The organism is Brevundimonas sp., from assembly GCF_016463485.1.
GTDB lineage: Bacteria > Pseudomonadota > Alphaproteobacteria > Caulobacterales > Caulobacteraceae > Brevundimonas.
In genome coordinates this window covers 1-11,339 of the sequence record NZ_JAEMRD010000109.1, presented here as the reverse complement: position 1 = coordinate 11,339, position 11,339 = coordinate 1, and the positions used below count along the sequence as shown (strand labels likewise).

Annotated in this window: 9 protein-coding genes; 5 read left to right on the top strand and 4 right to left on the bottom strand. The window is 67.0% G+C overall.

From position 1 onward, the window contains the following. A partial coding sequence (locus tag JHC99_RS13855; protein ID WP_292154979.1) for a pentapeptide repeat-containing protein occupies window positions 1-757 on the top strand: 757 nt, incomplete at its 5' end. Next, window positions 754-2,007, top strand: a complete 1,254-nt coding sequence (locus JHC99_RS13850) for a pentapeptide repeat-containing protein (RefSeq protein WP_292154978.1) — start codon at window positions 754-756, stop codon at window positions 2,005-2,007. The genes JHC99_RS13855 and JHC99_RS13850, both read left to right, overlap by 4 nt. 119 nt (window positions 2,008-2,126) lie before the next feature. Here JHC99_RS13850 and JHC99_RS13845 read toward each other — a convergent pair whose 3' ends face one another. Next, window positions 2,127-2,597, bottom strand: a complete 471-nt coding sequence (locus JHC99_RS13845) for an Hsp20 family protein (RefSeq protein WP_292154977.1) — start codon at window positions 2,595-2,597, stop codon at window positions 2,127-2,129. A 253-nt stretch (window positions 2,598-2,850) separates the two neighbouring features. Here JHC99_RS13845 and JHC99_RS13840 point away from each other — a divergent pair, with 253 nt between their 5' ends. From JHC99_RS13840 to JHC99_RS13830, 3 genes are all read left to right on the top strand, one after another. Beyond that, window positions 2,851-3,672, top strand: a complete 822-nt coding sequence (locus JHC99_RS13840) for a methyltransferase (RefSeq protein ID WP_292154976.1) — start codon at window positions 2,851-2,853, stop codon at window positions 3,670-3,672. A 135-nt stretch (window positions 3,673-3,807) separates the two neighbouring features. Next, the gene (locus JHC99_RS13835) at window positions 3,808-4,674 is read left to right on the top strand and encodes a methyltransferase (RefSeq protein WP_292154975.1); all 867 of its coding nucleotides are present in this window, start codon (window positions 3,808-3,810) and stop codon (window positions 4,672-4,674) included. After that, window positions 4,671-5,705 carry an alpha/beta hydrolase gene (locus JHC99_RS13830; RefSeq protein WP_292154974.1) on the top strand — a complete coding sequence of 345 codons (1,035 nt, stop codon included), beginning with the start codon at window positions 4,671-4,673 and terminating at the stop codon, window positions 5,703-5,705. Before JHC99_RS13835 ends, JHC99_RS13830 begins: the two co-directional genes overlap by 4 nt. A gap of 439 nt (window positions 5,706-6,144) precedes the next feature. On the opposite strand, the gene JHC99_RS13825 is transcribed toward JHC99_RS13830, so the two are convergent. The 3 genes from JHC99_RS13825 to JHC99_RS13815 all read right to left on the bottom strand — a co-directional run bounded on the left by JHC99_RS13825 (window position 6,145) and on the right by JHC99_RS13815 (window position 10,988). Next, a complete protein-coding gene (locus tag JHC99_RS13825; protein ID WP_292154973.1) occupies window positions 6,145-8,667 on the bottom strand; it encodes a TonB-dependent receptor in 2,523 nt (840 codons plus the stop codon). Window positions 8,668-9,015: 348 nt separating this feature from the next. Beyond that, the gene (msrA, locus tag JHC99_RS13820; RefSeq protein WP_292154972.1) at window positions 9,016-9,636 is read right to left on the bottom strand and encodes a peptide-methionine (S)-S-oxide reductase MsrA; all 621 of its coding nucleotides are present in this window, start codon (window positions 9,634-9,636) and stop codon (window positions 9,016-9,018) included. A gap of 89 nt (window positions 9,637-9,725) precedes the next feature. Next, window positions 9,726-10,988, bottom strand: a complete 1,263-nt coding sequence (locus JHC99_RS13815; RefSeq protein WP_292154971.1) for a capsular biosynthesis protein — start codon at window positions 10,986-10,988, stop codon at window positions 9,726-9,728. Between the last annotated feature and the right edge of the window lie 351 nt (window positions 10,989-11,339).

Genomic DNA, 11,339 nt, shown 5'->3' with positions numbered 1-11,339 from the left:
TTCCGACGCCATCATGAAGGACTGCAAACTGGTCCGGGCCAATCTGAAACAGGCCTGTTTCCGGGGCGCAGACCTGGCCGGTGCCGACCTGTCGGGTGCCGACCTGTCGGGTGCCGACCTGCGCGATGCGGTCCTGGTGGGCGTCACCGCCTCTATGTGGCGGACCGACGGGGCCAATCTCGACGGCGCGCTGACCGACGACCGGTCCTCGGGATCACGGGTCGCCGACCTGCCCGCAGCGGACATGCTGCACGACCATGCGACCTGGTGCGAGACCGGCGGAGCCAAGGGCCAGCCCTCGGTGTTCGACGACGTCGACCTGCGGCCGCTGCGTTCCATCACGGGTCTCAACCTGACCGCCCTGTCGGCCCGCCGCGCCGTCTTCTACGGCCTCGACATGGAGGGGGTGCAGCTTCAGGGGGCCCGCCTGGAAGGTGCCGACCTGCGGCAGACCCATCTGCGACGGGCCGACCTGCGGGGTGCCCGTCTGACCGGCGCCAAACTGTCCGGCGCCGATATGCGCGAGGCCCAGTTGGGCCCGCTGATGATCGGCCCGGACCGGTTGCTGGCCGCCGATCTGACCGGTGCGACGCTGCGGGGCACTGACCTGGGCGGGGCCGATCTGCGACGGGCCTGCCTGGCGAAGGCCGACCTGACGCGCGCCATCCTGCACGGTGCCCAGACGCGACATACCGATTTCGACGGAGCGACCCTGACCGGCGTCAAGGGTCTGGATATCGAGGAGAAGGCCGCATGAGCGTGGTGCGACGCAAGCTGGGTCAGGGCGACCTGGATCTGTTCGTGGCGGCCCACGTCCGCTTCGTCGAGGGCAAGTCGGGCGGCCGCCGCCTGTCGCTGAAATTCGTCGATCTGACCGGGCTGGACCTGGCCGGTCGCCTGCTCGATGACGCCGACTTTACCGGGTCCTCGCTGGAGGGGGTCAGGATGTCGGGGGCGCGGCTGGAACGGGCGATCCTGTTCGGCTGCGACCTGCGGGGTGCGGACCTTTCCGGGGCCTGTCTGCGGCGCGCCGACATCCGGGGGACCTGCCTTCAGGGGGCCAACCTCAGCCAGGCCGATCTGACCCAGGCGGACTTCCGCGAAGGTGTCATCGCCATCCCCCACGCCACCAAGGGGCTGGCGGAGATGAAACACGAACAGAGACCGGGCCTGGCCGACGGGGCCCGGTTCGCCGGCGCGACCCTCGACGGCTCCCGCTTCGACGGCGTCAGTGCCTTCAAGGCAGACTTCACCGACTGTTCGATGAAGGGGGCCCGGCTGACCGGTGCCAACCTCAAGGACGCCGACCTGTCGGGGGCCATGCTCGAAGGTGCCGAGGTCGGCGGTGCCAACCTGGCCGGTGCGCGGCTGATCGGGGCCGACCTGTCGGGCGTAGTCATGGAAAGCGCCCGCCTGGACAGGACCGACATGACCGGCAGTCTGCGCGCGCCGAGCGCAGCGGCCATCGATCGGGCCGAGACCCTGATGGAGATGGCGCTGGATGCCAACGCCTGGGCCGAGAGCGGTGGAGAACTGGGGGCGCCGGCCTGTTTTGACGGCGAGGATCTGCGTCCCCTCGGCGATCGCCTGACCGGTCTCAAGCTGCCCGCGCTCAGCGCCAAGGGGGCCTGTCTGGTCGGCTTCGACCTGCGCAAGATGTTCCTTCAGGGGGCCAATCTGGAGAACGCCGACCTGCGCGGGGCGGATCTACGGGGCGCCGACCTGCGGGGGGCGCGGATGTCCGGTGCCATCCTCAACAAGGCCAACCTGGGCGGTGCGCAGCTGGGGCCCCTGCCTCTCGGTCCGACCCGGTCGATGCCTTCGGTCCTCAAGGGCGCGCGCCTGCGCTATGCAAGCCTTCATGGAACCGACCTGACGCGTGCCAATCTGGACGGCGCCGACCTCGCGGGAGCCGATTTCACCGGGGCGACGGTGATGGAGGCCACCTTCTCCGATGCGCACACCGATCACGCCCTGGGCCTGCCCGCCCCGAGGATCGCGGCATAGAAAAGGGGCGGCGCACCGCGCCGCCCCTCTCCTCCATTTGGCCTACCGCGCGTTCGCGCTGCTTGAGGCCGGTCTTTTGGCCTATCGCCCGTTCGGGCGGGTTGAGGCCGGTCGCCGCCTTATGCGGCGGCGGCTTCGCCCTCGATCAGACGGGCCGCGCCGGTACCGATCTCGATGCGGCGAGGCTTGAGCGCCTCGGGCAGTTCACGCTTCAGGCTGATGGACAGCAGGCCGTTGTCCAGGTTCGCGTCGGTGACGACGACATAGTCGGCCAGCTGGAACCGGCGCTCGAAGTCACGCTCGGCCAGGCCGCGGTGCAGATAGGTCTTCTGTGCGGCGGTGGCGTCGTCATTGGCAGCCTTCTTGCCGGTGACGGTCAGCAGGTTTTCCTTGACCTCGAGCGACAGCTCGTCGGGCTTGAAGCCGGCGACGGCGATTTCGATCCGATAGGCGTTCTCGCCCGTCGTCTCGATGTTGTAGGGCGGCCAGCCGTTCTCCTGGCTGGTGCGCGCGGCGCTTTCCAGAAGGCCCGCCAGACGGTCGAAGCCGACGGCCGAACGATAGAGGGGGGTGAAGTCGATGGTACGCATGTCGATCTCCTGATCATCAGCAAGATGGAGCCGTCCCGCGTTTTGTGCCCGGGCCGGCGGTGGGTAATCAAAGTTCCGGTCCCTGATGGGCCCCGGCGCTCTGGAAGGCCCGCGAGTGGCACCTTCGATTGACGATGTGGGAAGCGGTTTTCGGCGCGCAAGAGGTCAGGTCAGGTCAGGTCAGGACGTTTCGCCGCCTTTCCTTCGCCGCCATGACCGGGCTATCTGGGCGCAACCCCCGTCGGAGAGTTCCATGCGCCTGATCGCCCCCGTCCTGATTTCATGCGCCCTGCTGGCGGCGGTTCCGGCCGCCGCCCAGCAGGCGACCCGGATCGACCTGCCGACCCTGGGCGAGACCCCGGCCCAGCGGGTGGCGCGCCGCGCGGCCATGACGCCGCCGGTGCTCCAGGAAGACGAGGCCCTGCAATCGGCGATCGGCTCGGATACCCGTCCCGCCGCCGACGTCGCCCGCGACGGCCAGCGCCGCCCGTTCGAGACCCTGACCTTCTGGGGTCTGAACCCCGGCACAACCATCGTCGAGATCGAGCCCGGCGCGGCCGGCTGGTGGCGCAACATCCTGCAGCCCTATGCCGCCGCGACCGGCGGAACCTATGTCGGTGTGGCCAAGCCGCTCGAGGGGATGGGGGTCGCCGACGGCACGGCCGACATCGTCATCGTGGCTCGCGCCCTGCACAACTGGGCCCGTGACGGCCGCACCGAGCCCTATCTGGCGGCCTTCTTCAAGGCGCTGAAGCCCGGCGGCATCCTGGCCATCGAGGAACAGCGCAGCGTGGACGGCATCAATGTCGCGACGGTCGCCTCCACCGGCTATGTGCCCGAAAGCTATGTGATCCATGCCGCCCAGGACGCCGGGTTCGTGCTGGAGGCGCGCAGCGAGCTGAACGCCAATGCGAAGGACGACCGCGACCACCCCTTCGGCGTCTGGACCTTGCCGCCCGCCCGTCGCTCGGCCAACCGCGACGGAACGGGGGCCCTGACCCCGGAACAGCGCGCTGAATACGATGCGATCGGCGAGGCGGACCGGATGACGCTGCGCTTCCGCAAACCGGGCTGATCGGCCTCTTTTGACCGCACGATAGAACCCCGTTAAGCCCTCACCCTTGGGCGACCGTGGGGCAGCACGGTTGGGTGGGAGACCTCTATGCGACAGCGCGCGCCAACCTCGCGGACGACGCCCTCGCGGCGATCCATGCTGATGATGGCGGCGGCGACGCTGGTCCTGCCCAGCGCCTGTGATCGCAAGCCCGAACCCACCGAGACCAAGGCCCCGGACACACCCGCCGGGCCGCCCGAAGGCACGCTGGAATGGGCCATCCAGGGGCCGTGGCGCGCCGCAGACCGGGTCCGTGATCCGGCGCGGCACCCCATGGAGACCCTGCGCTTCTTCGGGCTTCAGCCCCGGATGACGGTGGTGGATTTCTGGCCCGGCAGCGGCTGGTACACCGAGATCCTGGCCCCCTATCTGTCGCGGGGTGAGGGCACCTACTATGCGGCGGGCTTCCCGACCGGACCGGGTGCCGATCCGGCCCAGGCGGCGCTGATGGCCAATTACGAACAGCGGTTCACGGCCGACCCGAAACTGTATGGCGAGGTCAAATTCTCGGCGTTCGGGCCGACCACGGGCGCGGTCGCTCCGGCCGGGTCGGCGGACCTGGTCCTGTTCATGCGCAACATCCACGCCTGGATGGCGGCGGGCATTGCCGAGAAAGCCTTTTCCGACGCCTTCGAGGCCCTGCGACCCGCCGGCGTGCTGGGCATCGAGCAGCACCGGCTGGCCCCCGACGAGGATCAGGATCCGTCCGCGGCGAACGGCTATGTCCAGGAGGCCTTCGTGCGCCAGCTGGCCGCCGAGGCGGGCTTTATTTTCGTCGCCTCCTCGGAAATCAACGCGAATGCAACGGATACCAAGGATCATCCGTTCGGCGTCGAAACCCTGCCGCCCCAGCGTCTGACGGCGCCGCAGGGCCAGGTGCCCGACCCGACGTTCGACCGCAGCAAATACGATGCGATCGGCGAAAGCGACCGCATGACCTTGAAGTTCAGGAAGCCTGAGTGAACCGAGCCCAAGCCTTTGCCGCCCAGGCACCCCTGATGGGGGTTCCGGGCGCCTCCTCGCCTCCGGGCGGACAGGGAGACTGGTTCCGGGGCGCCGGGGGTCTGCGGCTGCGCGCCGCCTTCTGGACGCCGTCAACGATGGTGGCCAAGAAGCCGCGCGGCACGGTCATCCTGTCGCCCGGTCGCACCGAACCGATCGAGAAATATTTCGAGGTCATCGGCAATTTCCTCGCACGCGGCTTCTGCGTCCTGGCCCACGACTGGCGCGGACAGGGACTGTCGGCACGGCTGCTGCCCGACCGGCTGAAGGGCCATGCCCGCGCAGTCGAGGAGTTCCTGGATGACTACGACCGGCTGCTGAACGCCTTTGAGACCCGTGCGCCCAAGCCCTGGATCATGGTCGGGCACTCGATGGGGGCGGCGTTGAACCTGCTGACCCTCGAGAACGGCGAGAACCGGTTCTCCGGCGCCGTCCTGGTCGGGCCGATGCTGCGCATCAAGACCGGCAAGCGGTCGATGTGGTCGGTCAAGCTGGCCGTGCGCTGGAACCTGCGTCACGGCAAGGCCGGCGAGTTCGTGCTCGACGACGCCGATGATCCGTTCGACCACACCTTCGAGAAGGACGCCCTGACCTCGGACGAGGGCCGTTACGAGCTGTGGCGCCAGCAGTTGTACGCCTGTCCGCATCTGGCCGTCGGTGGCCCGACCTGGGGCTGGCTTGCGTTTGCGCTGGACGCCGGCGAGCGGGCGCTCAAGCCCAAGGCATTGAAAGCCGTCAAGATTCCGACCACCTTCGTTCAGGCGAGCGAGGATGACCGGGTCTGGAAACAGACCAACAAATGGGCGGCCAAACGCCTCGGCCGGGGTCGATACGTCGAGGTACCGGGGGCCAAGCACGAGGTCATCATGGAGACCGACGACCTGCGTGCCCACTTCCTGAGCGAGTTCGACGCCATGGCCGATTATATCTCGCCCGTCGAGGACCTGCGTCCCCTGCCCCAGCCCGACGACGCCGAGGTCGGCGCGGCCTGACCTTTCGATCCTTCCGATCGGGTTGAAGCCGACCATGGTCGCCCACCGCGCGTTGGCGGTGGCGTAGCGAAAACAGACCGCCAAAGCGCCAAACCGCCACGGCCGGTTCAATGGAAACAAGGACTTGTTCCGGAACCGTCGTGGACCACCGCCAGATCTGGCGGCTGTCACCCCCGTCGCGACGAGCCTCTCGACCGACACATTTCAAAGACCTGTCAGCCGATGTGGGTGTGGCAAGTAGCGTGCGCAAGCGCCTGAAGAGAATTTAATCCTATACCCTGAACCGGATCAGGGTGGCCCGGTGTGTCATGCGCCGGGCCGACGCAGGCTGCATGAGCCCATGTCGAGCCGACCTGAAACTGACAGGTCGGTGGAGACAGCAAAAAGGGGCCGCGATCGCTCGCGGCCCCTTTCGCAGTTTGTATCCTGAAGCGTGGCCTTAGAAGGCGATGCGCAGGCTGGCCATGGCCGTGCGCGGGGAGCCGACCTGGGCGAACGGGCGGGCGAAGCCCGGTGCGCCCGGCGTCGCCGAAGTCGTGGTGCCCAGCGAGCCGTAGTATTGTTCGTCGGTGACGTTGGTCACGTTGAACTGCAGATAGGTGCCCTCGAAGCCGAACGTCGCGAAGTCGAAGCGAGCGTCGATGTCGGCGGTCGTGTAGCTGTCGTCCTTGAGGTCGTTGACGTCGGTGATCCAACGCTCACCGACATACTTGGCCTGAATACCGGCCGAGAAGACGTCGTTGAACTCGTACGACACGCGCAGGCCGTAGGTCATGTCCGGCGTTTCCACCAGTTCCTTGCCCTTCGTCGCAGCGATAGTGGTCGCGTTGACGCGGAAGTCGCTCTGGAGTTCGGAGTCGTTGAACGAGGCCGAGGCGTAGAGGGTCAGCGGCTCGATCGGCGACCAGCCCAAGGACGCGTCGATGCCCTTGATGATCACGTCGCCGACGTTGCGGTCGACGAAATAGCCCAGGTCTTCGTCAAACGTGTTGACGATGCGATTCTCGTAGTTGGTGTAGAAGCCCGAGACCGAAGCCACCAGGGTACCGGCGCTGTAGCGGTAGCCGGCGTCGTAGGTTTCCGAGGTTTCCGGGGCCACGTTGGGGTTGGTCACCGTGTTGTTCGGCAGGCGCAGGACGGTGTAGAGGCTGTCCGTGCGGGGAGCCGACAGGTTCTGCGAGTACGAACCGTAGACCGAGTGACCTTCGCCGAAGCGGTAGAAGGCCCCGATGTTCGGCAGAACCTTGTCATACTTCTTTTCGGTCGAGTACGGACGGATGTACTGGGTCGTACCGGTCGAGGCGAAGGTGACGTTGCCGCTGGCCAGGGTCGCGTTCGGGGTTTCCGACGTACAACGCACGTTGGACGAGGCGTTCTGCGAGAAGCAGTACTGGTTCAGCTCGCGCGTGAAGAAGGGTGCGCGAACGCCCAGGTTCAGGCGCAGCGACTGATCCAGGAAGAAGCCGCGATACTCGAAGGCGAACTGGTTCAGCTCGGCGATCGATTTACGATCGCGGGCGCGAAGGAAGTAGCCGTCACGGTTGACGATGCGCAGGTTTTCCTCGTTCCGGCCGCCGAAGATGTCGAGGAACTCGGGCGCGTTCGGGTTCGAGAAGTTGATTCCGGCCCACTCGCCGGTCTGACGGTGGCGACCCCAATCCAGGGTGTAGGCGCCGCGGAACTGATGATCGTCGTTCAGGTCGAAGATCAGCGAGGTGTTGACGCCATAGCGGTGGGTGTTGGTGTTCGACGGCGTCATGACCCGGACGGTGTCCAGCGTGTCGCCGTCACCGTTCAGATCGATGCCGATGGTCGGGGCCGAAGCGCCGGTCGTGCCGCGCAGCAGGGCGTCACGCTCCGAGAAGGTGCCGTTCTGGCCACCGCCGTTAGCCAGCACATACTGGAACGACGGGTCGAAGGTGAAGATCAGGTTGTCCATCAGATGGATCTTCGACTGACCGCGGATGTTGCCCGTGTTCGAGGGGTTGATCCGAATGCCCCAGTAGTTGCTGTTCGCAGCCGGATCGACATCGACGTCACCGGTTTGTCCCGCAGGGGCCGCCGTCGTCGTGATCGGCGAATAGGTGCGGTTGAAGTCGACATTGTAGCCGAACGGGTTGGTCGGATCGACGATCTGATCCGGCAACGAGCCCGTCGCGGTGCGCAGGTTCGGCCCGGTGAACGCGTTGTTGCGGTTCTGATTGTAGTGGCCGGACAAGGCGACGAAATCGCCGTTGTCGCCCAGGGGTTGGTAGATCTTGAAGTTGTACTGTTGCTTCTCAAGTTCGCCGATACCCTTGAACTTGTCGTAGTTCTGGTACGAGGCGGCGAACCAGGCCGAAGTGCCCCAGGGGCCGATCTCGCCGGTCTGGATCACGCCGATAATGCGCTTGTAGTCGAAGTCTCCGAGCGAACCCTGGATGAAGCCGCCCATGTCGGGCGTGGTGCGCAGGGTGGTGTAGTTGATCGTGCCGCCGATGGCCGAGGCCGTCGGGCTGTCGACGTCGGTCGTGCCGGTGTTGACCGTGGCGCGCTCGATCAGCTCGGGGTCGAGCTGCTGGTTGGTGAAGGTCGCGTAGTTGCCGGTGTCGTTCAACGGAATGCCGTCGAAGGTCAGCGAGACGCGGTTGCCGTCCAGGCCGTGCAGACGGATGTTGCCGCCCGACGAGCCGTAGGGGTCGTTGTTGGTGAAGTTCAGGCCCGGCGTCAGGTTCAGCGACTGCAGGATCGTCTGACCGGCGGGCTGGGTGGAGATGAACTCCTGGGTGATGGTCGAGCGGTTCTTGGCGACCGTCTCGGCGGCGATGGCGCCGTCGATGGTGCGCTGGCCACGCTGGCCGGTGACAACGACGGTCTCGACTTCGGTCGCTTCCGTCGCGGTGGATTGGGCAGAAGCGGCGCCGGCGGCGAGCAGGCCGGTAAAGAGGGCGGTCGTCGCCCAGAACACGCGTTTGCGGTTCATCATGGTTTCTGTATCCCCAGAAAGATGCGGGCCAATGCCCATGCCCGGCGAAAAGGAGGCAGCCGGTCGAAATCCCGCCCCGTCTACGTCTGGTATTGGAACGAGCGACGACAGTGATGTGACACTGATATGACAAGGCCACAGGGTGACCCGTGGGCCACACCCTTTGTGGGGCTACCGCGCGTCGCGCTACTTGAGCCCGAGGGGACTACCGCGCAGTCGCGCGACTTGAGCCCAGATTAGGCCAACGCGCGGTCGCGCGACTTGAGCATGAACGAGCTGGCGCGCCGTCGCGCGGCTTCAGGTCCGGGAATCGCGTGATGAACGGACCCGCGCGGACGGGTCAGGTCACGCCCCCCAGACCTGCCTCAGACGGTCGGCGCGACCGCAGAAGCGGGTGTAACCACCGTAACGGACCGGATTCAGGCGGGCGAAATCCTGATGGTAGGCCTCGGCGGGCCAGAAGCGGGCCGTGTCGCGGACAGGTGTGACGAAGCGACGCGCGCCGATCACGGCGACGGCCGCCTGGCGCGAGGCCAGGGCGGCGGGCTTCTGGGCGGGCGTCGCGAAGACGGCCGTGGCATAGGTCGCGCCCTGGTCGCAGAACTGTCCGTCGGGATCGGTCGGGTCGATGGTGCGCCAGAAGCGGTCGACCAGTTGGCGATAGCTGATCCGGGCGGGGTCGAAGGTGACCTGGACCGCCTCCAGATGGCCCGTGCCGCCTCGCACCACCTGATCATAGGTCGGATTGGCGACCCTCCCGCCGGCAAAGCCCGACACGGCCGAGACCACGCCCGGTATGCGCTCGAAATTCGCCTCGGTTGACCAGAAGCAGCCGCCGGCGAAGACCGCGACCTCGCGCCGGCCGCTGTCAGGCCCCGACGCCTGGGCCGAGGCGGGCGGGGCAGCGGGGGAACAGGCCGCCGCGGCGGCGATGGCTGTGGCGATGAGAACGGATCGAAGGGACATGGCGAGGCTCCGAAAAGCAAAGGACAGCGTCTGCAATCAGATACGTCCGCACCGGCCCTTCGGATACATCATGCGACGGATCGCCCGCGTCAGCGGCGCTTGCGGCCCTGGAAGGCGTCGGCGATGGCCTGGGCGGTCGGGCCCAGGGCACGCGGTTCGTGGTAGTTGCCGTTCAGCTGGCTGCGCGCGATCACATGGGCGCGGAAGCGGTGGAACAGGTCCGAATCCGGCGTGGCGGGCCGGGCCCAGAAGCCGTCCAGCGGCTGCTGGTCCGTCAGGCCGTCGAAGTCGAAGAAGGCCTCGCCCAGCACCTTGACCGGCGTATGGAAGCCCAGGGCCGACAGGGCGGCGCTGGAGTTGTTGACCACCATACCCAGCGACGCGCGGCACAGCTGGGCCAGGTTGCCGCCGTCGATGAAGTCGACCCGGCTCTCCAGCCCCCGGTCCACCGCCAGCCGATAGGTGATCCGGCCCAGATCGACCAGGCCGGGATCCAGCGGATGGTTCTTGACGATCAGCCGGGCATCCCGGGGCGCGTGGGCGGCGAAGCTGGTCATGACCTCGGCCAGGAAGGCCGTGTTGTCCGCGAAATGCGAATAGCGCAGCAACTGGGCGTCGCCCTCGCGTTGCAGGCAGGCGATGAAGAACGGGCCCTTGCGGCGAATGGCGACGGGGTCGCAGGCATCGCCCCTCTGGAAAGCCAGGCCGATATAGCGGCGGATATGGCCGGCACACTGAAGCCAGGGCGCGACGGTGTAGGGGGCCTTGTAGCGCGGAAACAGCCACCGGCCCGGCAGCTGGATCAGGTGATACAGGCTGATGTTCAGCACGTGGTGGGGCAGGATCTTGCCGACGGCGCGGGTCACCGGAATCTCGGGCGTCGGCGGCTCATAGGCGACACGGGTTCGCGGCAGGTTGGACGAGGCGTTGACGCCGTTCTTCTCCAGCGTCACCCAGTCCGGACGGAAATAGCCGTTCTCCAGCACCCAGACCGTGGCCGAGAACCGTTCGACGTCGCGCAGCACGGCCTGGTTGTAGGCCCCGCCCTCTCCGAAGACGACGATGTCCGTATAGTCCGGCGCCATGGCGTCCAGGGCGGCGGGCCATGCCGTCGCCTCGCCCTTGAAGGTGATCCCGCCGGGCCCGCGCCAGTACAGCAGGTCCCCCGCGTTGAGCAGCATCCGCGACACCTCGGCGCCGCGCGCCCGCAGGGTCTCGGCCAGGACGCGACCGAAGGGCCCGAACGGCGCCGTGACGATCAGGAAACGACGGCCGGCCAACCCGAGGGCGTCGACGACCGTGCTCTCTGAGGCCGGGACCTCGGGATAATCAGGATCGAGACTGGCGAGCAAACCTGTAAATTCCTGAGCTCAGCACGGCGGTTCATCTTCCTAGAGGCCGCAGACGCCGCATGGCAAGGCTCGCGACGCCCCCTCTCGCAGAACTTGTCGAATCCGTCATGTCAGCGGCGGATTTGTGACGCCGGAGCCTCTCCCACCACGCGAAATTCGAGAGCGGTGTTGGCGCGTTGACTGAAATCACATTGAAAAATCGCCGGCCGCGTGAGCGACCGGCGATTCTTCAATATCAGACTGTCCGGGCCGGGACCGCGCCGAAACGCGGTCCCGCTCGTCCTAGAAGTTGATGTCGATCGTGGCGCGACGGTTCAGCGGCTCGCGCACGCCGTCGGCCGTGGCCTTGGC